The organism is Microbacterium sp. JZ31 (genome assembly GCF_016805985.1).
Lineage (GTDB): Bacteria > Actinomycetota > Actinomycetes > Actinomycetales > Microbacteriaceae > Microbacterium.
In genome coordinates this window covers 2378630-2403098 of the sequence record NZ_CP017661.1, presented here as the reverse complement: position 1 = coordinate 2403098, position 24469 = coordinate 2378630, and the positions used below count along the sequence as shown (strand labels likewise).

At 72.5% G+C, this 24469-nt stretch carries 22 protein-coding genes; 11 read left to right on the top strand and 11 right to left on the bottom strand.

What is annotated here, in order from left to right; all coding sequences use genetic code 11:
- Window positions 1–142 precede the first annotated feature (142 nt).
- From BJP60_RS11455 to BJP60_RS11430, 6 genes are read right to left on the bottom strand one after another with little or no spacing between them, the layout of a single operon-like run.
- The gene (locus BJP60_RS11455) at window positions 143–940 is read right to left on the bottom strand and encodes an ABC transporter ATP-binding protein (protein WP_203135880.1); all 798 of its coding nucleotides are present in this window, start codon (window positions 938–940) and stop codon (window positions 143–145) included.
- Window positions 937–1743, bottom strand: coding sequence for an ABC transporter ATP-binding protein (locus BJP60_RS11450; RefSeq protein ID WP_203135879.1), 807 nt, complete (start codon window positions 1741–1743; stop codon window positions 937–939). The genes BJP60_RS11455 and BJP60_RS11450 overlap by 4 nt, the downstream gene beginning before the upstream one ends.
- Window positions 1740–2624 (bottom strand): ABC transporter permease, encoded by an 885-nt coding sequence (locus BJP60_RS11445; protein WP_203135878.1) that lies wholly within the window; start codon window positions 2622–2624, stop codon window positions 1740–1742. Before BJP60_RS11445 ends, BJP60_RS11450 begins: the two co-directional genes overlap by 4 nt.
- Entirely contained in the window at window positions 2624–3571 is a 948-nt protein-coding gene (locus BJP60_RS11440) for an ABC transporter permease (RefSeq protein ID WP_203135877.1), read from the bottom strand. Before BJP60_RS11440 ends, BJP60_RS11445 begins: the two co-directional genes overlap by 1 nt.
- 27 nt (window positions 3572–3598) lie before the next feature.
- The gene (locus BJP60_RS11435; protein WP_203135876.1) at window positions 3599–5119 is read right to left on the bottom strand and encodes an ABC transporter substrate-binding protein; all 1521 of its coding nucleotides are present in this window, start codon (window positions 5117–5119) and stop codon (window positions 3599–3601) included.
- A gap of 50 nt (window positions 5120–5169) precedes the next feature.
- Window positions 5170–6222, bottom strand: a complete 1053-nt coding sequence (locus tag BJP60_RS11430) for an alpha/beta fold hydrolase (protein ID WP_238439403.1) — start codon at window positions 6220–6222, stop codon at window positions 5170–5172.
- Window positions 6223–6435: 213 nt separating this feature from the next.
- Between BJP60_RS11430 and BJP60_RS11425 the strand changes: the two genes are divergently transcribed.
- The 3 genes from BJP60_RS11425 (at window position 6436) to BJP60_RS11415 (ending at window position 8201) form a co-directional block, all read left to right on the top strand.
- Complete coding sequence (locus tag BJP60_RS11425; RefSeq protein WP_203135874.1) at window positions 6436–6927, top strand: carboxymuconolactone decarboxylase family protein; 492 nt, start codon at window positions 6436–6438, stop codon at window positions 6925–6927.
- A gap of 10 nt (window positions 6928–6937) precedes the next feature.
- The gene (locus BJP60_RS11420; protein WP_203135873.1) at window positions 6938–7642 is read left to right on the top strand and encodes a tyrosine-protein phosphatase; all 705 of its coding nucleotides are present in this window, start codon (window positions 6938–6940) and stop codon (window positions 7640–7642) included.
- A 79-nt stretch (window positions 7643–7721) separates the two neighbouring features.
- On the top strand, window positions 7722–8201 hold the full coding sequence (locus tag BJP60_RS11415; RefSeq protein WP_203135872.1) for an SIP domain-containing protein: 480 nt from the start codon (window positions 7722–7724) through the stop codon (window positions 8199–8201).
- A gap of 25 nt (window positions 8202–8226) precedes the next feature.
- Here the strand turns inward: BJP60_RS11415 and BJP60_RS11410 are convergent, their stop codons facing one another.
- The 3 genes from BJP60_RS11410 to BJP60_RS11400 form a co-directional block, all read right to left on the bottom strand.
- Window positions 8227–8628: a Fe-S oxidoreductase gene (locus BJP60_RS11410; RefSeq protein WP_203139285.1), complete on the bottom strand. Its 402-nt coding sequence runs from the start codon at window positions 8626–8628 to the stop codon at window positions 8227–8229.
- Between the two features lie 83 nt (window positions 8629–8711).
- The gene (locus tag BJP60_RS11405; RefSeq protein WP_203135871.1) at window positions 8712–9536 is read right to left on the bottom strand and encodes an arginase family protein; all 825 of its coding nucleotides are present in this window, start codon (window positions 9534–9536) and stop codon (window positions 8712–8714) included.
- Window positions 9537–9598: 62 nt separating this feature from the next.
- Complete coding sequence (locus tag BJP60_RS11400; protein ID WP_442923425.1) at window positions 9599–10612, bottom strand: LacI family DNA-binding transcriptional regulator; 1014 nt, start codon at window positions 10610–10612, stop codon at window positions 9599–9601.
- Between the two features lie 133 nt (window positions 10613–10745).
- Between BJP60_RS11400 and BJP60_RS11395 the strand changes: the two genes are divergently transcribed.
- The 5 genes from BJP60_RS11395 to BJP60_RS15450 all read left to right on the top strand — a co-directional run bounded on the left by BJP60_RS11395 (window position 10746) and on the right by BJP60_RS15450 (window position 18667).
- Window positions 10746–12755, top strand: coding sequence for a beta-galactosidase (locus BJP60_RS11395; RefSeq protein ID WP_203135869.1), 2010 nt, complete (start codon window positions 10746–10748; stop codon window positions 12753–12755).
- Between the two features lie 36 nt (window positions 12756–12791).
- Window positions 12792–14036, top strand: a complete 1245-nt coding sequence (locus tag BJP60_RS11390; RefSeq protein WP_203135868.1) for a sugar ABC transporter substrate-binding protein — start codon at window positions 12792–12794, stop codon at window positions 14034–14036.
- Between the two features lie 59 nt (window positions 14037–14095).
- Complete coding sequence (locus tag BJP60_RS11385; protein WP_203135867.1) at window positions 14096–15718, top strand: ABC transporter permease subunit; 1623 nt, start codon at window positions 14096–14098, stop codon at window positions 15716–15718.
- Complete coding sequence (locus BJP60_RS11380; RefSeq protein WP_203135866.1) at window positions 15718–16614, top strand: sugar ABC transporter permease; 897 nt, start codon at window positions 15718–15720, stop codon at window positions 16612–16614. Before BJP60_RS11385 ends, BJP60_RS11380 begins: the two co-directional genes overlap by 1 nt.
- 88 nt (window positions 16615–16702) lie before the next feature.
- Window positions 16703–18667 carry a glycosyl hydrolase 53 family protein gene (locus tag BJP60_RS15450; protein WP_203135865.1) on the top strand — a complete coding sequence of 655 codons (1965 nt, stop codon included), beginning with the start codon at window positions 16703–16705 and terminating at the stop codon, window positions 18665–18667.
- Between the two features lie 178 nt (window positions 18668–18845).
- On the opposite strand, the gene BJP60_RS11370 is transcribed toward BJP60_RS15450, so the two are convergent.
- Together BJP60_RS11370 and BJP60_RS11365 are read right to left on the bottom strand one after the other, a co-directional pair.
- On the bottom strand, window positions 18846–19583 hold the full coding sequence (locus tag BJP60_RS11370) for a PspA/IM30 family protein (RefSeq protein ID WP_203135864.1): 738 nt from the start codon (window positions 19581–19583) through the stop codon (window positions 18846–18848).
- A 167-nt stretch (window positions 19584–19750) separates the two neighbouring features.
- Window positions 19751–21793 carry a TPM domain-containing protein gene (locus BJP60_RS11365; protein WP_203135863.1) on the bottom strand — a complete coding sequence of 681 codons (2043 nt, stop codon included), beginning with the start codon at window positions 21791–21793 and terminating at the stop codon, window positions 19751–19753.
- Window positions 21794–21970: 177 nt separating this feature from the next.
- Between BJP60_RS11365 and BJP60_RS11360 the strand changes: the two genes are divergently transcribed.
- The 3 genes from BJP60_RS11360 to BJP60_RS11350 are packed head-to-tail and all read left to right on the top strand — an operon-like array spanning window position 21971 to window position 24441.
- A complete protein-coding gene (locus BJP60_RS11360) occupies window positions 21971–22804 on the top strand; it encodes a DUF3097 domain-containing protein (RefSeq protein WP_203135862.1) in 834 nt (277 codons plus the stop codon).
- 28 nt (window positions 22805–22832) lie between these two features.
- Entirely contained in the window at window positions 22833–23585 is a 753-nt protein-coding gene (trmB, locus tag BJP60_RS11355) for a tRNA (guanosine(46)-N7)-methyltransferase TrmB (RefSeq protein WP_203135861.1), read from the top strand.
- Between the two features lies 1 nt (window position 23586).
- Entirely contained in the window at window positions 23587–24441 is an 855-nt protein-coding gene (locus BJP60_RS11350) for a CPBP family intramembrane glutamic endopeptidase (protein WP_203135860.1), read from the top strand.
- Window positions 24442–24469: the final 28 nt, after the last annotated feature.

The window sequence follows — 24469 nt, the reverse complement described above, 5'->3', positions numbered from 1 at the left end:
GTGGCCGACTCCGGCACCCTAGGGAAGCCACCGCCCGTCCGTGTTTCCCTCCGGTGGCCCGACGGTGAACGAGCCGTGAAGGTCCGTGGAAGCGGGGCGGGCCGGCGACGTCCCGCCTCGGCCGGGCGGCACCGCGCTCGGCTCAGTCGCGGGCGGGAAGCGTGGGGATGGCCGCGAGCAGGCGACGCGTGTACGCGTGCTGCGGCTTCAGGAGCACATCGGCGGTGGCGCCGTGCTCGACGATCTCGCCGTCCTTCATGACGGCGACCGTGTCGCACAGGCTCTGGACGACGCCGATGTCGTGCGAGACGAGGACGAGCGTGAGCGACTCGCGCCCACGCAGCTCGGCGAGCAGCTGCAGGATCTGCGCGCGCACCGTGACGTCGAGCGCCGACAGCGGCTCGTCGCCCACCAGGACGCGGGGGCGATGCGCGATCGCGCGGGCGAGCGCGATGCGCTGCCGCTGACCACCGGAGAACTCGTGCGGATAGCGTGCGGCCATCGCCGGGTCGAGACCGACGTCGGCGAGCACCTCTCGCACGCGCGCCGCATGGTCGCCCGGGATGCCGAGCGCCCACAGCGGCTCCGCGACGATCCTCTCCACCGTCATGCGCGGATCGAGCGACGCGTACGGATCCTGGAACACGATGCCGGTCGCGCGCCGCAGCCAGTGCAGCGAGCGGGCCCGCGCGGCGGCGTCCACCGGGCGGCCGTCGACCTCGACCGTGCCCCCCGTCGGGCGGTCGAGACCGAGCAGCAGCCGGATCAGCGTCGACTTGCCCGAGCCGGACTCGCCGATCACGCCCACCGCGGATCCGGCGGCGATGTCGAGATCGGTGGGGGCGAGGGCGACGTTCTCCCGGCGCGGCGCGAAGGGCGCCTCCCGGGGGAGCGGATAGCGGCGGGTCAGCCCGCGGGCGCGGATGATCGGATCGGTCATGAGCCGGCCCCCGTGCCGTCCGCGGCCGCCGGCTTCCACAGGGTCGCGGTCGCGTCGCGCAGCAGCCCCCGCGTCACGGGATGGCGGGGCGTGGACAGCAGCCCGGCGATCGGTCCCTCCTCGACCACACGCCCGTCCTCGAGCACCACGCCGTGCGTGGCGACCTGTGCGAGGACCGCGAGATCGTGCGTGATGAACACGAGTGACATCCCGCTGTCCTCCACGAGACCGAGCAGCAGCTGCAGGATCTCGGCCTGGATCGTCACGTCGAGTGCCGTCGTGGGCTCGTCGGCGATCAGCAGCCGCGGCGCGCAGGCGAGCGCCATCGCGATCGCGACGCGCTGGCGCTGGCCGCCCGACAGCTGGTGCGGGTAGCGGCGCACGATCGCCTCGGGATCGGGCAGTCGCACGCGCCGGGCCTCCTCCACGGCGAGGCGCCGCGCCTCGGTGCGCGAGACGTTCCGGTGGATGCGCACGGACTCGGCGATCTGGCGTCCGACCGTCCGGATCGGGTTGAGCGCGGTCTGCGGCTCCTGGAAGACCATCCCGATCTCGTCTCCGCGCAGCCCGGCGAGCTCGCGGTCGCTCCATCCGATCAGCTCGCTCCCGTTCCAGCGGATGCTGCCGCGCGCGGTCGCGCCGTCCGGGAGCAGGCCGAGGATCGCGAGCGCGGTGAGCGACTTGCCCGACCCGGACTCGCCGATGAGGCCGACGCGCGCGCCGTCCGGCACCGTGAACGAGACGCCGTCGACGACGCGGCGTCCGCCGATCTCGATGGCCAGGTCGGTCACCTCGAGCGTCATGCGACCACCCCCGGCGTCGTGTGCGCGATGGCCTTCGGCCCCGCCACGTGGTCGCGGCCCCGCAGGGTCGGGTCGGTCGCCTCGCGCAGGGCGTCGCCCAGCAGGTTGAGCGCGAGCACCGTGAGCGTGATCGCCAGTCCCGGCCATACAACTGACAGCGGGTGGATCTGCAGGTACTGCTGCAGCTCGCTGAGCAGGAGACCCCACGACGGCTCGGTCACGGAGGCGCCGAAGCCCAGGTAGGACAGGCCCGCCTCGGCGAGCACGGCCACCGCCATCGACCACGACAGCTGCACGATGAACACCGGCGCGACGTTGGGCAGCAGGTGCCGGCGGAGGTTCTGCAGGCCCGTCAGGCCGGCGGCGCGTCCGGCGAGCACGTAGTCGCTGGCGCGCACACGACGCAGCTCCGGGCGCGTGACGCGCGCGATGCTCACGCCGAAGCCGATGCCCACCGCCCACACCACGACCCACAGCGATCCGCCCCACACGGACGAGATCATCATCGCGATCAGCAGCACGGGGAACGCGATCAGGATGTCGATCAGCACCGCGACGGACTCGCGCGTCCAGCGCGGCGTGAGGGCGCCGAGCGCGGCGAGCAGGATGCCGACCGCCGTCGACACCACGCCGGCGCCGAACGCGACGAACACGGTCGTGCGCGCGCCCGCCATGAGCAGGCTCAGGATGTCGCGTCCCGTGCCGTCCGTGCCGAGCAGGTGCGGCCAGCCGGGAAGGCCCCAGCGCGCCGCGATGTCGACCGTCTTCGGGTCGAACGGCGTCCAGAACAGCGACACCAGCGCCGTGAGTCCGACGACGGCCATCACGATCAGTCCGAACCTGCCCGTGGAGAGGCGCCACAGGCGAGCGAGCGTGCGCATCATGCCTCCCGCTGCCTGGGATCGATCGAGTGGTGCACGAGGTCGACGACGAAGCCGATCAGCAGCACGAAGCCCGTCAGCACGAGCAGCTCGCCCTGCACCATCACCAGGTCGCGTGATCCGACGTCGGTCGCGAGCATGCGGCCGATCCCCGGCAGGTTGAACACGAGCTCGATCACGACCGCCCCGACGACGATCCCCGCGACCTGCAGCCCCATCACGGTCACGATCGACAGGCCCACGGACGGCAGGCCGTGGCGGATGAGCGCCTGCGTGCGCGTGAGCCCCTTCGCGGCGCCCGTGCGCACGAAGTCCTGCCCCACGGCCTGCAGCGTGGCGCTGCGGACGAAGCGCAGCAGCATCGCGCCCTCCACGATCCCGATCGTGAGGGCGGGGAGGACGAGCGAGCGCAGGGCGAGATCCGGGGTGCTCCAACCCGAGCGCGGGAAGCCCTGGGCCGGCAGCCAGCCCAGCACGACCGCGAACAGCACGACGAGCATCATCCCCGCCCAGACCACGGGGACCGCTGCGAGGGCCTGCGACACGACGCTGATGGCGGTGCCGTCCGCGCGCCCGCGGCGCACGGCGGACAGCACGCCGAACGGCACGGCGATCAGCAGGGCGACGAGCATCGCCAGCAGGCCGAGGGGCACCGTCACCTGGGCCTTCTCCCACAGCTGACCCGCGACGGACGACCCGGTGAGCATCGACGTTCCGAGGTCGCCGCGCACGACGCCGCCGATCCAGGCGACGTACTGCTCCCACAGCGGGCGGTTCAGCCCGAGCTCCTCGCGGATGCGCGCGATCTGCTCGGGGGAGCCCTGCGTGCCCGCGATGAGCTGGGCGACGTCGCCGGGCAGCACCCGCAGCACCGTGAAGATGAGCGCGCTCGCCACGAGCAGGCCGACCACGAGGAGGGCCAGGCGCGTGAGCGCGTATCTGATCACGGGTGCGGGTGCTCCGGCGTCACCGGGTCACGGCGTCGCGAGCGTGACGGCCGAGAGGTCGATGCGCGAGTTGATCGAGTCGACGGGGAAGCCCGTCACCCCCTGGCCGACCGCCGTGATCGTCTCGCCCGTGTACAGCCAGTCGGCGGCGTGGTCCTCGGCGACGATGCGCGCGGCCTGGGCCAGCAGCGCGGCCGACTCCTCGGCGTCGACCGTGGCCATCGCCTCGGCGTACAGCTCCTGCACCTCGGCGTTGTCGTAGCCGAAGTAGTAGTCGGGGTCGGCGAAGTTCGAGAAGTCCCGCGGCTCGACGTGCAGCACGAAGCTGAGGTCGTAGTCCTTGTTGGTGTAGACGTCCTGCAGCCACGTGCCGAACTCCACGGGGTCGACCTTCAGGTCCACCCCGATGTCGTTGAATGCGGACACCAGATACGTCGACACGGTCGTGCCGTAGAACGACGGGATCGTCAGCGTCAGCGACAGGTCCTCTTGGCCGGCCTCGGCCAGCAGCTCCTGGGCGCGCTCGGGGTCGAACGGCGCGACGTCGGACAGGTCCTCGTAGCCCGGGTCGAGCGCGGGGATCGGACCGAACTGCGTCGCGCCCGCGCCCACCGCCTCGATCAGCGCGTCGTGGTCGATCGCGAGGCGCAGCGCCTCGCGCACGCGCACATCGTCCAGCGGCTCGCGCTGGTTGTTGAACGCGAGCGTCGCCTTGTCGGTCGTCGCGCCGCGCGTGAGCGTGAAGCCGTTCTGGCCGTCCAGCTGCGGGGAGAGCTCGGGCTGCACGGCCGTCAGGACGTCGAGGCTGCCGTCGAGCGCGGCGTTCACGCCGGCCGTGAAGTCGGGGATGTAGCTGATCTCGACCGCGGACACCCCCGCCGCGTCGCCCCAGTAGTCGTCGAAGCGTGCGAGCGTGAGCCCGTCGCCCTGGGTCCAGTTCTCGAGCGTGAACGGGCCCGTGCCGTTCGCGGCGGTCTTCAGGTCCGTGTCGTCGCCCTCGTCGAACACGAGGCCCGCGGGGCCCGTGAGCGAGAACAGCAGGTTCTGGTCGGGCTGGTCGAGTGTCAGCACCACGGTGCGCTCATCGGGGGCGTCGACCGCGGTGACGTGCGCGAGCTGCGCGTGACCGATCAGCGTCTCGTCGTTGCGCACCTCGTTGTAGGTGGCCACGACGTCCGAGGCGGTGAGTTCGCCGCCGTCGTGGAACGTCACGCCGTCCGCGAGCGTGAACGTGTACGTGAGGCCGTCCTCGGAGATCTCGTAGTCCTCGGCGAGCGACGCGACGATCTCGTTCTCCTGCGTGCGGGTGACGAGGCCCTCGTACACGTTGTCGATCAGGATCTGCTCGATCGCGGCGCCGGAGGTGTGGCGGATGTCGAGGTTCTCGGGCTCGAGCACGAGGCCCAGGCGGAGGGTCGCCTCCGGGTCCGGCTCGCCCGTGGGCGCCTCGCTGGGCGTCGACGTGCACCCCGCGAGCGCGACGGCGACGGCGGCCGCGACGCCGGCGACGGCGGCGCGGCGCGGATGGCGGGTGGGGAAGCGGTGCATGGGTGTCCTTTCGGAGCGTGCGGCGCGGGTCGCGCCGAGCGGTTCGCGGTTCAGGGCGCGTCCGCTGTCGGGTCGTCTGCGGTGCCGTCGGGGGCGGCCGTCGGATGCGGGGCAAGAGGGTGGGGCGTCGCGGACGGCGGGCGCCCGGCGGTCCCCGCATCGTCCAGGTGCGCCGACACGAGCGCGGCGAGCGCGCCCGGCGCGACCTCCTGCACGTTGTGTGGGGCGTCGAGCGTCACGACCGTCGCGGATGGAAGGCGGCGGGCGAAGTCGTCGGCGGCCGCATCGTCGACGAAGCCGCGCGTGCCGCGCACGAGCGTGACGGGGGCCGCGACGGCCGCGAGGTCGTCCCAGCCCGTCGCGTCGACGAGCGGCGCGGATGCCTCGGCCGGAGCGGGAGCGGCGAGGGCCTGGTGCGCGAGCCGGGCGAAGTGGTGCTTCCACTCCACCGTGCTCCTCCCGTCCGGGCCGGCGGGAAGCACGCGCGTGTTGTGGAACACGCCGCGCCGGGTGTCCTCGAGCGAGCCGCCGAGGCCGAAGGCCATGGCGCGCTCGACGACCTCCTCGCGCGAGGCGAACACGGTCTGCTCGTAGAAGCGGCGCAGCTCGGCCGAGCCCGCGCCTCCGGCCGCGCCGGGGGTGATGTCCACGAGCAGCAGCGCGGCGACGAGATCGGGGCGTGCGGCCGCGACGGCCGCGGCGGTCAGGCCGCCCAGGGAATGACCCACGAGCACGACGGGTGCGTCCGCCCACTCCTCGATCGTCCGGATCGCGTCGGGCGCGAGCGTGCGCGGGCGGTAGTCGGCGTCCTCGCGCCACGACGAGTCGCCGTGTCCCGGCAGGTCGAGCACGAGCGCCGGTGCGCCGAGCGCCAGCGTCGTGGTGTCCCACGTGTGGGCGTTCAGGCCCGCGCCGTGGAGCAGGACGACGCGCGGCGCGCTCTCGCCGAAGAGCAGGGCGCTGACGATGCGGCCATCGGCGAGGGCGGCGTGGACGCGCCGCGCGGTCGGCGTCGCGACACCCAGGTGGGCGGCCTGGCCGGGAAGGAAGGAGAACTCATCGCGCGCGTCGGCGGCGGCCAGGGCGGCGTCGTTCTCTGTCACGGGATGCGTGCTTCCGGTCGAGGTGGATCCCGGCGGAGGCCGGGATGGGTCCCATTGTGCCGCCGCCGCGCGGAGCCCCGGAAATCGCGGATCAACATGCACGCCATATTCGCGAGCTACTGATGCATATGGTGAAATACAGCTAAGTCGGCCATGCAGATTGATCTCGGACGAATCGGCGTTGAGGTCGAAGTCGCTCGATAGGGTGTCCTCATGGCCGAGTTGCGGGTGCATCTGTCGAAGTCGGAGCCGACCGCCTACAAGGCGCTCGACGCCTTCTCGCGCGAAGTCGGACGCATCGCACGCGAGAACGGGGTGGATGACCGCCTCAAGGAACTCGTGCTGCTGCACTGCTCGCAGCTGAACGGCTGCGCCTACTGCGCGCGCATCCACTCCGACCGGGGTGTGGCCGCCGGCATCACATACGACGACCTCGCGCAGCTGCCCGTGTGGCGTGAGTCGGGCGTCTTCAGCGCGCGCGAGCGCGCGGCCCTGGAGCTCGCCGAGGCCTACACCTTCATCCACCGCGACGGCATCCCGGACGACGTGTACGACCGCGTCGGCGGCGTGCTGAGCGAGAAGGAGTACCTCGGCGTGAGCTGGCTCGCGATCTCGATCAACGCCTTCAACCGCGTCGTCATCGCCGGTCGCTACGCCGTGCCGCCCCGCGCCGCCGACCTGGCCTCCGCGCCCGCGACGTCCTGAGCGGGCCGCGATGAGCCTGGTTCCCGGAGCCGTCAACTTCCGCGACATCGGCGGACTGCCCGCCGGGCGCGCGCACACGCGCTCGGGCGTGCTCTATCGGTCCGGCAACCTCGCCGCGATCGACGAGCTCGGGGCCGCGGCGTTCCGCGAACTCGGCGTGCGGCGGGTGATCGACCTGCGCTCGGACGAGGAGGTCGTGCACGCGCCAAGCCGGGTGCCCGGCGTCGAGACGCTGCGCGTGCCGCTGTTCCTCGGATCCGTCACGTCCTTCTTCCTCGAGGACATCTCGCTCGCGCAGATGTACCGCGCCCTGCTGGACCGCTCGGGCGACCGCCTCGTGACCGCGATCCGCGCCATCCTGGGCGCGCAGCCGGTCGTGCTGCACTGCACGGTGGGCAAGGACCGCACGGGCGTCACGGTCGCGCTGGCCCTGGCCGCGGTGGGCGTCGACGAGGACGCGGTCGTCGAGGACTACGCGCTCACGGAGGAGAACCTCCCCGCCTGGCGCGGCGACAAGACGCTGGCGCGCATCCGCGCCGCGTTCCCGGATGCAAAGCATCTCGAGGAGCTCGCCACCCGGTCTCCCGCGGCCGTGATGCGCGACCTGCTGCACCAGGTGCGCGCCGAGCACGCGTCCGTCGCGGGTTACCTGCGCGCGCACGGCATGTCGGAGGAGGAGATCGCGGCACTGCGTCGCGTGCTCGTGGAGGAGTGAGGCGCGCGGCTCCCGCCCAGCGGGCCGGCGTGCCGAGAGAAGGTAAGGCAACCCTCAAACGGGCGTAGACTGAGGAATCATGTCCTCCGTCGATCAGCGTCCCCAGGGTGTCAGCGAGCACAGCGCCGCCGCATGTCGCGCGCAGCGTCACACGCGCGTGCAGCACCTCGTGACCGCCGACGAGCAGTCGCTCGTCGACCTCGAGATGCTGCTGTCGACGCTGCCGATCTGCGCCATGGGGCGCGTGTTCATCGAGGTGCCCGACGCGAGCTGGATCTCGCACGTCGCCGCGCCCCCGCGCATGGTGGTCACCTGGCTCGACCGCTCGGCGCGCTCGGGCGCGCCCGGGACGGGCCGCTCCTGCGCTCCCGGTGCCGCCCTGACCCGCGCGGTCACCGCGTGGGCCGACGAGATGATGTGCGACGAGGGCGACCAGACCCGCGTCGACCTGCTCGGCGGCTACCTCGGCACGGCGGACATCGCCGACCATCTCACGGAGCGACTCGGCGTCGCGCCGGAGCGCATCGGCACGCCGGAGCGCTTCGGCCTGTTCCGCTGACCGCTCGGCGACGGGGTCGGTCGGCTCAGCCGCGTCCGCGGACGTAGCCGCCCGCGCGCAGTCCCGCGGCGATCTCGAACCGGTTGCGAAGCGGGTCCCGGCCCGCGAGCAGGTAGAGCAGCGGCATCAGGAAGCCGTAGCGGCGCCACTGCGTGCGATGCACGGCCTCGTGTGACAGCAGCCGATCGGTGACGGCGGCGTCGCCCGTGAGGAAGCACCCGCCGACGCACACGCCGCCGCGTGGGAAGGCCCAGGCCGGCAGGCCCCGGAACACCCAGAGACCCGCTCGGCGCTCGACGCGACCAGTGCTCCACAGCGTGCCCCAGATCCATCCGATCGCCGTGCCCCATCCATAGCCGACGAGGCTCACGGGGGAGTCGAGCAGGAAGCCGGGGAGGAAGCGGTCGATCCGGTCGCCGGTGCGCAGCGCGCGCTCGGCGCGGGGGCGGATCGCACGGGGCAGCGACGACAGCTCGGCGTGCGGATGGCGCGCCGCGAGCTCGCTCGCGCTCACGCCAGGGCTCCCACGATGCGCAGGATCGCCCCCATGTCCTCGACGGCCGCGGCCGGCGTCTGCGGAGAGAAGCCCGAGATCGCCCCGCCCGCCAGCGGCACGCGCGCCCGCACGGCGGTGATGGCGGCGACGAGCGCGGCCGGGGTGACGCCGAACGGCTCGGGCGACGACACGCCCGCGATGTCGGCGGGGTCGAGCACGTCGAGATCCACGTGGATGTAGACCCGGCTCGCCCCGGTCGCGGCGACGGCCTCGCCGAGCGCGTCCGGGTCGGCGAGATCGGACGGGGTGAACGATCGCACCTCGGAGGCCGCGAGGAGCTCGTCCTCCTCCGGATCGAGCATGCGCACGCCCGCCAGCACGACGTCGCGGGCGGCGATCGTGCCGGGAGCGAGCGTCAGCCCGTCGGCGCCCTCGCCGAGCACGGCACGCAGCGCCATGCCCGCGAACGCGCCACTGGGGGATGTCTCCGGCGTGTGCAGGTCGGCGTGCGCGTCGAACCACATCACAGCCAGCCGTCCGTCGTCCTGGGCCGCGGCGTGGCCGATCGCCGGCACGGACACCGAGCAGTCGCCGCCGATCACGATCGCGGGGGCGGCGACATCGTCCAGTGCGGCGGTGACCGCGTCGCGCGTGCGCAGCAGCGCGCTCGCGCGCAGCACGCCCGTGCCGAGCGGCTCGCCCGCCTCGAGCGGCACCTCCACGAACGTGCAGGCGGAGCGGGGCAGATCGCCCGCGATCGCCTCGGTGCCGTCGATGTGCGCCATCGCGCGCGACGACGGCGACCCCTGCCATTGCGGCACTACGACGAACCGAGCCATGAGAGCAATCCTGCCCGCTTTTCGCGGGCCGTGGTCCTCCTCGGCGCCGCGCGCGAGCCGACTCAGGCGCTGGCGCGCACGACGAGCCGCGGCGGCAGCGTGATCTCGCGGCCGGGGGAGCCGTCGACGACCTCGAGCAGCATCGACACCATCCGCTCGCTGATCTCCGCCCACGGCTGCGCCATGGTGGTGAGCGGCGGATCGTGGGTCTCCGCGAGCCCCGAGTCGTCGAAGCCCGCGACCGCGATGTCGTCCGGCACGCGCAGGCCCTCGCGCGAGAGCACCGAGATCGCGCCGGCGGCCATGCTGTCGGATGCGGCGAACACGGCGTCGATGTCGCGGGAGCGCGTGAGCAGCCGCGCCATCGCCGTGGCGCCGGAGCCGCCGCCGTAGTCGCCGCTCTCGACGAGCGCGGGATCGAACAGCTCGCCCATCTCCTCGCGGAAGCCCTGCAGGCGATAGCGCCCGCCGGGGGTGTCGTCGGGGCCCGCGATGTGGGCGATCCGGCGGTGCCCGCGCTCGAGCAGGTAGCGCGTCATCGCCCGCGAGCCGGCGAGCTCGTCCACCGACACGGACGCGACGAAGCCGTCGGATGCGAGCGGCAGACCCGCGCTCACGATCGGGATGCCCGCGTCGCGCATCTGCCCGAGCAGCGGATCCGACGCGTGGCTGGAGACGAGCAGGACGCCGTCGACGTGCCGGGCGCGCACGTACTCGAGCATGTGCGTCTTCTCGGCGTCGGTCCCCGCCACGAGCAGCACGAGCGTCATGGAGCGCTTCGCGAGCGCCTCGGCCGCACCGCGCACGAGCAGCCCGAACGTCGGGTCCTCGAACAGCAGGTGGTGCGGCTCGGTCAGCAGGAACGCGAGCGACCCGGATCGCCCGGTCGCGAGGCTCCGGGCGGCGTGGTTCGCGGTGTATCCCGTGCGGCGGATCGCGTCCTCGACGGCCGCGCGTGCGTCGCGGGAGACCCAGTGGCCGCCGTTCAGCACACGCGACACGGTGCCGTGCGACACCCCCGCGGCCGCCGCGACATCGCGGATCGTCGGCTTGCGCGCGGCCGGTCCCATGAGCATCGACTCTAGTGCGCGCGCGCTCATCCTGGGACCGGTCACAGTTGCGTAACGGACGTCGGCGGGCATTGTGCGCCGAGGGGCCGCGTCGCACACTGGGACCGGTCACAGTCGACCACGACCCGATGGAGAGTCAATGCCCCTCAGCCGGCCCGTCCTGCCCGGCATCGCCTATGGCGGCGATTACAACCCCGAGCAATGGCCCCGCGACACCTGGCGCGAGGACGTCCGCCTCATGCGCGAGGCGGGAGTCACGATGGTGAGCGTCGGAATCTTCTCCTGGGCGCTGATCGAGCGCCGCGAGGGCGAGTACGACTTCACGTGGCTCGACGAGATCATCGACCTGCTGCATGAGAACGGCATCGCCGTGGACCTCGGCACGCCGACCGCATCGCCGCCCGCCTGGTTCTTCGCCGCCCACCCCGATGCGCGCGTCGTCACGCGGGAGGGCACCGTGCTGGGCTTCGGATCGCGCGGCATGGTCTCGCACTCGGCGCCCGCGTACCGCGAGGCCATCGTCCGGATCGCGTCGGCTCTGGCGGACCGCTACGGCGCCCACCCGGCCGTCGTGATGTGGCACGTGCACAACGAGTACGGCGCGCCGGTCGGCGAGGACTACTCCGAGCACGCCGTGCGCGCCTTCCGCGGCTGGCTGCGCGAGCGCTACCGCACGCTCGACGCGCTCAACGACGCGTGGGGCACGGCGTTCTGGGGCCAGCACTACGAGGAGTGGGACCACATCGGCGCGCCCGCGGCCGCCGCCTCGATCGTCAACCCCGGCCAGCGCCTCGACTTCATGCGCTTCACGGACCACCAGCTGCGGGCGTGCTTCATCGCTGAGCGCGACGCGATCCGCGCACGGGCGGAGCAGCCCGTCACGACGAACTTCATGGCGAACCAGCACTGGAGCACGGACCTGTGGGCGTGGGCGCGCGAGGTCGACGTGGTCGCGAACGACCACTATCTGTGGGCCGCCGACGAGGACGCGCACATCGGCCTCGCGATCGCGGCCGACCTGTCCCGGTCGGTCGGAGGCGGAGAGCCGTGGATCCTGATGGAGCACTCCACCTCGGCCGTGAACTGGCAGTCGCGCAACCTCGCCAAGCGCCCCGGTGAGATGGCGCGCAACTCGCTCGCCCACGTCGCGCGCGGCTCCGACGCCGTGCTGTTCTTCCAGTGGCGCGCGGGCCGCGCCGGCGCGGAGAAGTTCCACTCGGCGATGCTCCCGCACGCCGGCACCGAGTCCCGCATCTGGCGGGAGGTCGTGGCGCTGGGCGCCGATGTGGAGCGCCTGGCTGCCGTCCGCGGCTCGCGTGTGGCGGCGGAGGTCGCGATCCTGTGGGACTTCGAGTCGTTCTGGGCGCAGGATCTGGAATGGCGGCCGACCGAGGACCTCTCGCACCGCGAGCGCATCCGGGCGTTCTACGAGCGGCTGTGGCACGACGGCATCACGGTCGACTTCGCCCAGCCCGGGCAGAACCTCGACCGCTACCGCCTGGTGCTCGCGCCGGCGCAGTACCTGCTGACGAGCGAGGACGCCGCCGACCTGACCCGCTACGTCGAGGCGGGCGGCACGCTCGTCGTGTCATACTTCTCGGCGGTCGTGGACGAGCACGATCGCGTGCACGAGGGCGGCTTCCTGGCGCCGCTGCGCGAGGCGCTCGGCGTCGACGTCGAGGAGTTCCTGCCGCTGCGGGACGGTGCGGAGGCGGACGTCGAGTTCCGCGGCACGCGCATCCGCGCCGATCACTGGCAGGAGGCGCTGCGGCTGCGCGGCGCCGAACCCGTCGGCGCCTACATCGACGGACCCGCTGCGGGATCCGCCGCGATCACGCGCAACCGCCGCGGCGAGGGCGTCGGCTGGTACATCTCCACCCGGCTCGATGCAGAGGGCCTGCGCGCCGTGATGGCCGACGTCTACGCCGACGCGGGAGTCGCGCCGGCAGGAACGCCCGATGGCCTCGAGGTCGTGCGCCGCGTGACGGACACGACGACGTTCGTGTTCGCGATCAATCATCGCGACCAGGACGCCGAGCTCGCGCTGACGGGCCGCGAGCTGCTGCGCGGCGGGCGCGCGGAGGGGCGGATCACGATCCCCGCCGGCGCGGTCGCGGTCGTCGAGCTGGACGACCCGCAGGAACCCTGAGTCACGAATCACCCCACCCCTATCCAAGGAGAAACCATGAACAAGCCCATGGCCCTGGTCGGACTGGCGGCAGCGACGACGCTGCTGCTCGCCGGCTGCACGAGCGGCGGGGGCGCGCCCGCCGCCGAGAGCGCCGCGCCCAGCGAGGAGGCGGCCGGCGCCGGCGCCGAGCTCGTGATCTGGACCGACGCCGAGCGCGAGGAGGCGATCGCGACCGCCGCAGCGGCGTTCGAGGAGGAGACCGGCGCGACCGTCACGCTCGTCCAGAAGAACTTCGAGGACCTGCGCAACGACTTCGTCGCGCAGGTGCCGACGGGCGAGGGGCCCGACATCACGGTCGGCGCCCATGACTGGCTCGGCGCTCTCGTCGCGGCGGGCGTCGTGTCGACGCTCGACCTGGGCGAGGCGGCAGGGGACTTCGAGCCCGTCGCGCTCGAGGCGATGACCTACGACGGACAGCTGTACGCGCTGCCGTACTCGCTCGAGACGATCGCGCTGGTCCAGAACGTCGACATGGTGGGGGAGGAGGCACCCGCCACCTGGGACGAGCTCGTGCAGCGCGCCGAGGAGGCCGGCGCCGAGCGTCCGATCGCGATCAACACCGCGGGCGAGACCGGCGACGGCTACACGATGTACGGCTTCCAGACCTCGTTCGGGGCGCCGGTGTTCGTGCAGGACGAGTCGGGCTCGTACACGACCGAGGTCGGCATGGGCGGCGAGGCCGGCGAGGCGTTCGCGCGGTGGCTGCACGAGAACGGCACCGCCGGATCGGGCATCATCTCGACGACGGTCGACTACGACATCAACAACGAGCTGTTCAACAGCGGCCAGGCGCCGTTCACGGTGCAGGGCCCGTGGGCGATGAGTGCCTTCACCGACGTGCCGAACATCGCCGTGCACCCGATCCCGTCCGCGGGCGGTGAGCCGGCGGCGCCGTTCGTCGGCGTGCAGGGGTTCTACGTGAGCTCGCAGAGCGAGAACGCGCTGCTCGCGCAGGAGTTCCTCGTCAACCACCTCGCCACCGAGGACGCGCAGCGCGCGCTGTACGAGGCCGACCCGCGCATCCCCGCGTTCACGTCGCTCGCGGAGGAGGTCGCATCCGACCCGATCATCGCCGGCTTCCTCGCGTCGTCGCAGAACGGCGTGCCGATGCCCTCGATCCCCGAGATGGGGGCGGTGTGGGACCTGTGGAACGCCGCCGAGGTGCAGATCATCAACGGGGCCGATCCGGTCGCCACCTGGAACCAGATGGTGTCCGACCTCGAGGCCGAGCTGGGCTGATCCGTCGTCCGGGGCGGGCGCGCCGCCCGCCCCGGACGCCGTGCAGGAGGAGGCAACGGATGACACAGCTGCAGACATCGACACCGCCACAGGCGTCCTCGCCCGAGAGGACGCCGCGGCTCGAGTCGCACGCGCGCGCATGGGCGGGCACCGGCTGGGGCTTCGTCGTGAAGCTCGTGCTGATGGCGCTCGTCAACGCGCTCGGAGTGGCGATCGCGATCTCCGCGTGGCAGGCGGGATCGTGGCTGGTGCTGGGCGCGATCGTCGTGCTCGTCGCCGTCGCCGACTGGGTCTACTTCTCCCGGCGGACGCTGCCCCTGAAGTATCTGCTGCCGGGGCTGGCGTTCCTCGCCGTGTTCCAGATCTTCCTGCTCGTGTACACGGCGTACGTCGCCTTCACGAACTACGGCACGGGCCACGCCGGATCCATGGAGCAGGCGGTGGAGGCCGCGCTGATCCAGGACGAGCGGCGCGATCCGGAGTCGCCCGACTACCCGCTGGCCGTCGTCGAGCGGGCCGGCGAACTGGGCTTCGCGATCGTCGACGACGGCGCCGTCCGCGTGGGGGCCGCGGAGGAGCCGCTGACGGATGCGCCGGATGCGACGCTGGGCGACGGCGGCGCGCCGACCGAGGTGCCCGGATGGACCGTGGTGCCGCGCGCCACCATCCTGACCGACACGGATCTGCAGGGCCGGGTCGCGGAGCTGCGGGTGCCGGTCTCGGATGATCCCGAGGACGGCTCCATCCGGACCCGCGAGGGGGCGACCGGCGCGGTCTACACGTCGACCCTGGTGTGGGACGAGCAGGCGCAGACCCTCACCGACACCGAGACCGGCACGGTGTACGCGCCCTCGGACGACGGGCGCTTCGTCGCGCCGGACGGCACGGCGCTGCCGACCGGATGGTACGTCGGCGTCGGCTTCGACAACTTCGTCCGCGCGGTGACGGACGCCCGCCTGGCGGGAGCGCTGGGCCAGGTCACCTGGTGGACGTTCGCGTTCGCGGTGCTCACCGTGCTGACGAGCTTCGGCCTCGGCCTGCTGTTCGCGCTGATCTACAACCATCCCGGCGTGCGCGCTCGCCGCGTGCTGCGGACGCTTTTCATCCTCCCGTACGCGTTCCCGGCATTCATGTCGGCGCTGCTGTGGCGCGGCATGCTGAACGCCGAGTTCGGGGTGATCAACGACCTGTTCTTCTTCGGAGCCGACGTGAACTGGCTCGGCGACCCCTGGCTGGCGCGCTTCGCCGTGCTGTGGGTGAACCTGTGGCTGAGCTACCCCTACTGGTTCCTCGTGTGCACGGGCGCGCTGCAGGCGCTGCCGCCCGACACGATCGAGGCCGCGACGATCGACGGAGCGGGCCGCTGGCGCCGGTTCCGGTCGATCATCCTCCCGCTGCTGCTGGTGTCCACCGCGCCGCTCGCGATCGCGTCGTTCGCGTTCAACTTCAACAACTTCACGATCATCTACATGCTCACGGAGGGCGGCCCCGGCTTCCCCGGCAATTCGGGGCTGGGGGCGACGGACATCCTCATCTCCGCGATCTACCAGATCTCGGGCGTCGCGGGCGGGGCGGCCGACTACGGCCTCGCGAGCGCGCTGTCGATCCTGGTGTTCATCGTGATCGGCGTCGTCTCGATCCTGGCCTTCCGACAGACCCGCAAGCTCGAGGAGTTCCAGTGATGAGCACCGCGACCCAGGCCCTCACGACGACCGGCGCACGCGCACCGCAGCGCCGGGAGCGCTGGTGGCGCGAGATCGGCTGGCGCTACGTCGTGGCGGTGTTCGTGCTCGCGTACGCGGTCTTCCCGCTGCTGTACATCGTGTCGGCGTCGCTCAACCCGCGTGGCAGTCTGGCCGGCTCGAGCGCGCTGTTCTCGGCGATCAGCGGCGACAACTACGCCGCGCTGGGCGGCACGCACTTCTGGACATGGATGGGCAACACGCTCCTGATCGGCGGGGCCGCGTCGGTCGGTGCGGTGCTGATGGGAGCGTCCGCGGCGTACTCGTTCTCGCGGTTCCGGTTCGTCGGGCGCAGGGCAGGGCTCACGAGTCTGCTCGTCATCCAGATGTTCCCGCAGACGGTGGCGTTCGTCGCGGTGTTCCTGATGCTCCTCACGCTGGGGGAGGTCGTGCCCGCGCTGGGCATCAACTCGAAGCTCGCGCTGATCTGCGTGTACCTGGGCGGAGCGCTGGGCGCCAACACGTTCCTGATGTACGGATTCTTCAACTCGATCCCGATCGAGCTCGACGAGTCCGCCAAGATCGACGGCGCGACGCACGCGCAGATCTTCTGGCGCATCGTCATGCCGCTCGTCACCCCCGTGCTCGCGGTCGTCGCCCTGCTGGCCTTCATCTCGGCGTTCGGCGACTTCGTGCTCGCGAAGATCCTGCTCACGAGTGAGGAGAACTGGACGCTCGCGGTGGGCATGTACCAGTGGGTCTCCAACCAGCTCACCTCGCGCTGGGGTCTGTTCGCGGCGGGCTCCGTGCTCGCGGCGCTGCCGGTGCTCGTGCTGTTCCTCGCGCTGCAGCGCTACATCGTCGGCGGCCTGACCGCCGGCTCCGTGAAGGGCTGAACCGGGCCCCGAGAGGCGCACGCCTCGCCTCGGCCGCCCGGCACAGGGCGGCTGACACAAGCCGTATCCCGCACGAAGGAGTGCCACCATGAACCGTCCCCTCCGCCGCATCGTCGCGGCGCTCGCCGCGCCCGTGCTGGCGGTCTCGCTGTGGGCGGCCGCCGCGGCCCCGGCGGCCGCCGCGACCGACGCCGACATCACCGTGCCCGCCGTGCCGGACCTTCCCGCCGACTTCATCGGCGGAGTCGATGTCTCGTCGGTGCTGTCGCTCGAGGCATCCGGTGTCGTCTTCCGCGACGCCTCCGGCGCGCCGGCGGATCTGTTCCACGTGCTCGCCGACGCGGGCGTCACGGACGTGCGGGTGCGCGTCTGGAACGACCCGTTCGATGCGCAGGGCCGCGGGTACGGCGGCGGATCGGTCGACGTCGCGCGCGCCGTGGAGATCGGCGAGCGCGCGACGGCGGCCGGCCTGCGCGTGCTCGTCGACTTCCACTACTCGGACTTCTGGGCCGATCCGGGCAAGCAGCAGGCGCCCAAGGCCTGGGGGTCGCTGACCGTGCCCGAGAAGGCCGATGCGCTGCACGACTTCACCGTCGACGCACTCGAGCGCTTCGAGGCCGCGGGGGTGGACGTGCGGATGGTGCAGGTCGGCAACGAGACCAACAACGGCGTCGCGGGGGTGACCGGCTGGGACGGGATGGCCGCGCTGTTCTCGGCGGGAGCCGCGGCCGTGCGCGAGACGCTCCCCGGCGCGCTCGTGGCGCTGCACTTCACGAATCCCGAGACCGCGGGACGGTACGCGGGCTACGCCGCCGAGCTGGCCGCGCGGGACGTGGACTACGACGTGTTCGCGTCGTCGTACTACCCGTACTGGCACGGGTCCACGCAGAACCTCACCTCGGTGCTGTCGCACATCGCCGACACCTACGGCAAGAAGGTCGTCGTGGCCGAGACGTCGTGGGCGCACACGCTCGCGGACGGCGACGGCCACGGCAACACGATCGATCTCGCGAGCGAGGCGACCGCGTACCCCGTGAGCGCGCAGGGTCAGGCGAACGCCTACCGCGACGTCGTGCAGGCGGTCGCGGCCGTCGGCGACGCCGGCATCGGCGTCTACTACTGGGAGCCGGCGTGGCTGCCTGTCGGGCCGCCCGAGCGGCTCGAGGAGAACCGCGTGCGGTGGGAGCGCGACGGGTCCGGCTGGGCCACGAGCTACGCCGCCGAGTACGACCCCGAGGATGCGGGGCGCTGGTACGGCGGATCGGCGTGGGACAACCAGGCCCTGTTCGCGTTCGACGGCACACCGCTGCCGTCGTTGCGCGTGTTCGAGTACGTCCACACGGGCGCGCAGGGCCCGCGCGAGGTGACGGGCGTGGACCCCGTGCGGCTGACGCTCGAGGAGGGGGACCCCGTGGCGCTGCCGTCGCACGTCACGGTGCGCTTCAGCGACGGCACGTCCGAGCAGCAGGCGGTCGCGTGGGAGGCGGTCGACATCAACGGGCCGGGGGAGTACGAGGTCGCCGGCAGCACGTCGACGGGGCTCGAGGTCACCGCGACGGTGAGCGTGCGCGCACGGTCGTGGCTGCCCGGGGGCTCGTTCGAGGGCGACGATGCCGCCCTGTGGCGCGTGACGGGCACCGGCGGATCCATCGGATGGCAGGCGGATGCGTCCGACGGGACGAACGCGCTGCACTTCTGGCTGGACGCCGACTTCACGGGCACCGCGACGCAGACGGTCCGGGGACTGCCGGCGGGGAAGTACGTGGCGGTCGCGACGTCGCAGGGCGGCGACGCCCTGCCCGGCGACAGGCTGCGGGTCACCGTGTCCACCGCGCCGCCCCTGCCGCGTCACACGCCGGCGTGGCTCGCTCGCCTGCTCACCCGCTCGGCGAGCGCCGGGCTGGAGCTGAACGGCTGGCGCGCGTACGCCACGAGCGAGACGGCTCCCGTGCGGGTGCGCAAGCGCGATGCCGTCACGGTCACGATCTCGTGGGACATGTCCGCCGGCGCGTGGGGCACGGTCGACGAGGTCAGGCTCGTCCGCGTCGGCTAGCTAGCGGGGCGGATCGCCGGATCCGGCACGACGCAGGACCGGACGGCGCGGATGGCGGCGTGTCGCGGCAGACACGCCGCCGGCAGCGGATCGACGTCCTGCGTCCTGCGGATCCAGGGCGTCCGGACGCGACGATGCCCGCCCCGGCAGGGGAGCGGGCATCGTCGTTCGCTGCGGATTACTGGCCGAGCTGGCCCTGCGGCTGACCGCCGGACTTCAGCTGCGCCAGGCGCGCCTCGACCTCGGTCAACTCGCCGAGGTCCTCGAGGCTCTCGAACTGGGCGTCGAGGCTCGACGCGGCGAGCTCCTGCTGGCCCTGGGCGCGGGCCTCGACCCGGCGCACCTTCTCCTCGAAGCGGCCGAGCTCGCTCGTCGGGTCGAGCACGTCGATCGACTTGACCGCGTCGACGACCCGGCTCTGGGCCTCTGCCGTCTTCTGGCGGGCGAGCAGCTCGCTGCGCTTGGCGCGCAGCTGCTCGAGCTTGACCTTCATGCCGTTCAGGCCGGCCTTGAGCTTCTCGACCACCTCGTTCTGCGCGGCGAGCTGCGGCGCGGTGGTCCTGACCTCGTTCTCCGCCGAGATCTGGCGCTGCAGGGCGACCTTCGCGAGCGCGTCGAACTTGTCGGCGTCCACCGTGTCGCCCGAGGCGCGCAGCTCGTCGGCCTTGCGGCTCGCGGCGAGCGCCTTGTTGCCCCACTCCGCCGCGGCCTGCTTGTCCTCGGCGTGGTCGCGCTCGAGCAGGCGCAGGTTGCCGATGGTCTCCGCGATCGCGGCCTCCGCGTCGGCGATGTTGTTGGTGTAGTCGCGCACCAGCTGGTCGAGCATCTTCTCCGGGTCCTCGGCCTGGTCGAGGAGGGCGTTGATGTTCGCCTTCATGAGCGTCGAGATGCGCCCGAAGATGGACTGCTTTGCCATGATGTGCCTTTCGTCTGGCGGATGGTTCTGTCGATACGAATGGGCTCGAGGGTGAGTCTAGAAGCGGCAGCCGCCGGCGGACGAGCGTCCGTCGCCGAACCATCGGAGGCTGCGAGACGACTCGGAGGATCGGGTCCCGACCCCGGCGACGCCTTCCGCGTGGCGCATCAGAAGCGGCCCCCGCCGCGGCGGCCGCTGCGTCCGCCGCCGAAGCCGCCCCCGCGGGAGGATCGTCCCCCGCCGAAGCCGCCACCGCGGGAGGAGCGTCCGCCCCCGCCGCCGAGCATCCCGCCGAATCCGCCGCCGAGGCCGCCGCCGCCCCAGCCGCTGCTGCCGGAGCGCGAGGATCCGCCGCTGAGCCCGCTGCTGATCAGGCCGCCGATGAGACCGCCGACGAGGCCGTCGACCATGCCGCCGCCCCCACGGCCGCCGCCGAGCATCCCGCCCATGCCGCCGCCGTAGCCGCCCATGCCGCCGCCCCATTCGGCCGACTGCACGTCCGCCTGCGCGAGGCGGCTGGCCTCCGCCGCGAGCTGCAGCGCGCGCTGCGCGCGCTGCAGCGCCTGCGCGGGATCGCCGCTCTGCAGGGCCTCGGCGCGGGCCAGCTCGGCGCCGGACTCGGCGAGTCGCGTGCGGGCCTCGGCGCCCACGGCTCCGCGTCGTGCCGCGATGTACTCCTCGGCGCCGGTGACGTGGCTGCGCGCCTGCAGCAGCGTCTGGGAGAGCATCTGCTGGGCCCGCTGGGCGTTGCCGACCACGCCGTCGATCTGGGCGTTCGCGTGCTGCAGGGCGTCGAGCAGCCTCTGCGGGCTGCGCGCGGATCCGGAGAGGTTCTGGCGCGCCTGCGCGACCGCCTGCTCGGTGGCGGTGACCGCTGCAGCGACCTCGCCCGTGGCGGGCAGCGTGCGGGCGCGGGCGAGATCCTGCTCCAAATCGGCCACGAGCGCGGCGGCCTGCTGTTCGGCCGCCCCGAGGGTCGCGCCCAGGTCGGTGACGGCCTTCTCCAGCTCCGCGGCCTGTGCGACCGCCTGCTCGGCGCCGCGGATCGCGACCGCGGCCTGGCCGCCGTCGCCCGCGCCGATCAGCTGCTGCGCGTGCGCGAGTTGCTCGTCCGCGAAGGCGAGCCGTGCCTCCACCTGCGCCGGGTTGTCGGCGACGACGGCGATCGCGTCCGTCGCATACCGTTCCTGCAGCTCGGCCAGCGCCGTGGCGACCCGCTCGCCCGTGCCCTGTGCGGCCGCGCGTCGACGCAGCGCCTCGCTCAGCGCGGCCGGCGCGTCCTGCTCGATGCGGCGCAGGTCGGCGAACGCCGCCTGCTTCTGCTCGAGGATCGCGTCGGCCGCCTCGCACAGCCGGATGATCTCGGCGTTCCAGGCGCGCACATCCCGCTCCGAGTCGGGCTCGTGATCGTCGAGGCGCTGCTTCAGCTCGAACGCCGCCGTGAGGTTCGTCTTGGCCTGTTGCAAGGAGTCCTGGAACTCGGCCGTCGCCTCCGCCCCGAACTGCGCCTCGGCGAAGCCGAGCTCCTGCTCGCTCGCGCGCACGGCGTCGTCCATCGCGACGAGGGCCGAGGACGCGCGGCGTGCCAGCTCCTCCGTCGGCACCTCCGGCTCACCGGCACGATCCGTCGACGCGGCCGCGCCGCGGCGGCGACGGGTCAGGACCCACACCGTGCCGCCGACCGCGGCGACGCCCAGTCCGCCGATCACCCAGGCCGACATGGATCCGCCCGGGCCCTCTGCGAAGCCGCTCGCGGCCACCTCGATCGCGCCGGCCCAGTCATCCCCGCTCAGGGCCTGGCCGACGTCCGCCTCGATGTCGACGAGCCGCGTCTCCGACACGGAGCCGTCCTCGGGTGCCGAGATGAACAGCTGCCTGCCCTCGGTCGCGACGGCGAGCAGGTACTGATCCTGGCCGAGTCCGTTCAGGACGGCCGTCTCGTTCGCCCACGCGATGCGATCCGCCGGGTTCTCGAAGGTGTCGACGAACACGACCCACAGCTGCGGCCCGCCCTCGGCGGACAGCTGCTCGAGGCGCTCCTGCGCCTGGTCCTCCTCGGCGGCGCTCAGCACGTCGGAGCCGTCGAAGACGAAGCCGCTGCCCAGCGTCACCGGCTCCTCGGCCACCGCGGGGGCCGCCGCGAGCAGCGATGCCGCGACGATCCCGAAGGCCGCGATCGCCCGCAGCGTCGTCGTTCCCCGCGCTCGCACCGCGCACCCCTTTCCGGCCGCATCCCGGAACTCGGACCTGGCGGCCGTCCTGTCGATCCTATGCAGGCAGCGGCATGTACAGAAGGCCGGATCGGACGCCTTCGCTCCCAGCGAAGCGGGGCGCGTCGCAGCGAGGCGGCGCGCGTTCAGCCGAGCGGCGTCCGTAAGCTGGAGCGGATGGACGATCGCTACGGCACGGACGTGCTCGCATCCGGATGGAGAGATCGCGGCGCCAAGCAGGTCGCGAAGGTGCCGGCCGAGATCGACCTCGTGGTCGAGGTCGCGGGCGACGGCTTCTGCGGCGCGATCACGCGGCGCGAGGCCGGCACGGTCGAGCTCGAGGACTTCAAGGGGCGCCGGCGGATCTTCCCCCTCGGCCGCGGCTTCCTGATCGACGGCGAGCCGGTCGAGCTCGTGGTCCCGGCTCCGCAGGCGCAGGGCCGGCGCCGCACGGCGTCCGGATCCTTCGCGGTCGCCGACCAGCGTGCGCGCGTCGCGCTGCCGCACCGGATCCTCGTCGAGGGGAAGCACGACGCCGAGCTCGTCGAGAAGGTGTGGGGCGCGGACCTGCGCGTCGAGGGCGTGGCCGTCGAGTTCCTCGAGGGCGTCGACCGGCTGCCGGAGCTGCTGCGCGACGAGGCGCCCGGCCCCGATCGCCGTTACGGCGTGCTGGTCGACCATCTCGTGCCCGGGTCCAAGGAGCAGCGCATCGCCGCCGAGCTCCAGCGGGGGCCGCACGGACGGCACCTGCTGATCGTGGGGCATCCGTTCATCGACGTGTGGCAGTGCGTCAAGCCCGCGGCGGTGGGCATCCGCGCCTGGCCCGAGGTGCCCAAGGGCGAGGACTGGAAGAAGGGCGTGTGCCGCCGGCTGGGCTGGCCCCACGCGGAGCAGGCCGACACCGCCCGCGCGTGGCAGCACATCCTGTCGAGGGTCACGACGTTCCGGGACATCGAGCCGACGTTGCTCGGCCGCGTCGAGGAGCTCATCGACTTCGTGACGGCTCCGTGACGCGCTGACCGCCCCATACGCTTGAGGGATGCCCGACGAGCAGCCTGAGCACGAGCCGACGTTCCGCAAGCAGCCGGTGTCCTTCGTGCGCCGCAGCGGCCGGATGTCGGACGCGCAGGAGCGCGCCTGGAGCGAGCTCGCGCCGTTCTACGCGTTCGACGTGCCGCGCGATGTGGCGTCGACGTCGGTGGACACGCAGGCGCGCTTCGATCCGGCCGAGGTCTACGGCCGCCGGGCGCCGCTTACGGTGGAGATCGGCTCCGGGCAGGGGCATGCGATCGTCGCGGCCGCCTCGGCCCATCCGGATCGCGACTTCCTGGCGGTGGAGGTGTTCCGCGCGGGCCTCGCGCGCACGATGCTCGACGCCGACCGTGCGGGCGCGAAGAACCTCCGTTTGATCGAGGCGAACGCGCCCGAGGTGCTCGCGACGCTGCTCCCGGAGGGATCCGTCGACGAGGTGTGGGTGTTCTTCCCCGACCCCTGGCACAAGAGCCGCCACAACAAGCGCCGCCTGATCAAGCAGGGATTCGGTGCGCTCGCCGGCCGCGCGCTGCGGGACGGCGGACTGCTGCGCCTGGCGACCGACTGGGAGGACTACGCGCTGCAGATGCGCGAGGTGCTCGACGCCGAGCCCGAGTTCGCGCGCGCGTTCGACGGGGCGCCGGATCGGGACTGGGCGCCGCGCTACGACGGCCGGGTCATGACGGCCTTCGAGCGCAAGGGCCTGAACAAGGGGCGCGAGATCCGCGACCTGACCTATCGGCGCGTGGCGCGGGGCTGACATGGTCAGGACGCACCAGGTGCCGGCGACACGGTCCCTCGATCCGCTCGTGCTCTCGGGAGCGCTGCTCGTGTGCCTGTCGGCACCGGCGTTCTTCGTGCTCGAGATCTGGTGGCTGGGCGCGCTGCTGCTCGCGGCGGGCCTCGCCCTCGCCGTCGTCGTGGATCGGCGCGATCCGGATGGGCTCCGCCGCGAAACCGGCCTGACGCGCGACCTGTCGCTCATCGCCTCGGGGCTCCTGCTCGTCAGCTCGATGCCGCTCGAGGCGCAGCTCGACGACCTGTCGATCCTGAGGTTCGGTCTCGTGCTCGGCGGCGCGGTCGCCGTGCCGTACGTGATCTCGCGCTTCGTCTACCGCGACCACGCCGTGCGGTTCCCGTGGCGGGGCGGCGGGCGCTGGGGACGGCTGCAGTGGGGCTGGCTGGTCGCCGTGCTCGTGCTCGGCTGGCTGATCCTGCCGTTCTACTTCATCTCGAGCGGCGTGTACCTGAACTGGCCCGTCGTGGACACTCCGGACCTGATCGCGCGCCTGTTCGTCGGAGTGGGCGCGGTCGGCATCTGGGACGAGCTGTTCTTCATCTGCACGGTGTTCGCGCTGCTGCGCCGGCACCTCCCCGACACGGCTTCGAACCTGCTGCAGGCGATCGTGTTCGTGTCGTTCCTGTGGGAGCTCGGCTATCGCGAGTGGGGGCCCGTCCTGACGATCCCGTTCGCGCTGCTGCAGGGCCTGATCTTCCTGCGCACGCGGTCGCTCGCGTACGTCGTGACCGTGCACCTGCTGTTCGACGCCGTGGTGTTCGCGGTCCTGGTGCACGGACACAACCCGGGACTGCTGGACGGGCTGTTCCTGGTCTGAGACCGCCCGTCGGCGGCTGATTGACTGG

What these genes read in the sequence shown, in the direction of transcription:
- BJP60_RS11450 (WP_203135879.1), bottom strand. Translation starts at nt 1,743, where the DNA reads ATGACGCTCGAGGTGACCGACCTGGCCATCGAGATCGGCGGACGCCGC.
- BJP60_RS11405 (WP_203135871.1), bottom strand. Translation starts at nt 9,536, where the DNA reads ATGGCTCGGTTCGTCGTAGTGCCGCAATGGCAGGGGTCGCCGTCGTCG.
- BJP60_RS11445 (WP_203135878.1), bottom strand. Translation starts at nt 2,624, where the DNA reads ATGCGCACGCTCGCTCGCCTGTGGCGCCTCTCCACGGGCAGGTTCGGA.
- BJP60_RS11380 (WP_203135866.1), top strand. Translation starts at nt 15,718, where the DNA reads ATGAGCACCGCGACCCAGGCCCTCACGACGACCGGCGCACGCGCACCG.
- BJP60_RS11455 (WP_203135880.1), bottom strand. Translation starts at nt 940, where the DNA reads ATGACCGATCCGATCATCCGCGCCCGCGGGCTGACCCGCCGCTATCCG.
- BJP60_RS11350 (WP_203135860.1), top strand. Translation starts at nt 23,587, where the DNA reads ATGGTCAGGACGCACCAGGTGCCGGCGACACGGTCCCTCGATCCGCTC.
- BJP60_RS15450 (WP_203135865.1), top strand. Translation starts at nt 16,703, where the DNA reads ATGAACCGTCCCCTCCGCCGCATCGTCGCGGCGCTCGCCGCGCCCGTG.
- BJP60_RS11360 (WP_203135862.1), top strand. Translation starts at nt 21,971, where the DNA reads ATGGACGATCGCTACGGCACGGACGTGCTCGCATCCGGATGGAGAGAT.
- BJP60_RS11370 (WP_203135864.1), bottom strand. Translation starts at nt 19,583, where the DNA reads ATGGCAAAGCAGTCCATCTTCGGGCGCATCTCGACGCTCATGAAGGCG.
- BJP60_RS11390 (WP_203135868.1), top strand. Translation starts at nt 12,792, where the DNA reads ATGAACAAGCCCATGGCCCTGGTCGGACTGGCGGCAGCGACGACGCTG.
- BJP60_RS11425 (WP_203135874.1), top strand. Translation starts at nt 6,436, where the DNA reads ATGGCCGAGTTGCGGGTGCATCTGTCGAAGTCGGAGCCGACCGCCTAC.
- BJP60_RS11395 (WP_203135869.1), top strand. Translation starts at nt 10,746, where the DNA reads ATGCCCCTCAGCCGGCCCGTCCTGCCCGGCATCGCCTATGGCGGCGAT.
- trmB (WP_203135861.1), top strand. Translation starts at nt 22,833, where the DNA reads ATGCCCGACGAGCAGCCTGAGCACGAGCCGACGTTCCGCAAGCAGCCG.
- BJP60_RS11400 (WP_442923425.1), bottom strand. Translation starts at nt 10,612, where the DNA reads ATGCTCATGGGACCGGCCGCGCGCAAGCCGACGATCCGCGATGTCGCG.
- BJP60_RS11415 (WP_203135872.1), top strand. Translation starts at nt 7,722, where the DNA reads ATGTCCTCCGTCGATCAGCGTCCCCAGGGTGTCAGCGAGCACAGCGCC.
- BJP60_RS11420 (WP_203135873.1), top strand. Translation starts at nt 6,938, where the DNA reads ATGAGCCTGGTTCCCGGAGCCGTCAACTTCCGCGACATCGGCGGACTG.
- BJP60_RS11385 (WP_203135867.1), top strand. Translation starts at nt 14,096, where the DNA reads ATGACACAGCTGCAGACATCGACACCGCCACAGGCGTCCTCGCCCGAG.
- BJP60_RS11435 (WP_203135876.1), bottom strand. Translation starts at nt 5,119, where the DNA reads ATGCACCGCTTCCCCACCCGCCATCCGCGCCGCGCCGCCGTCGCCGGC.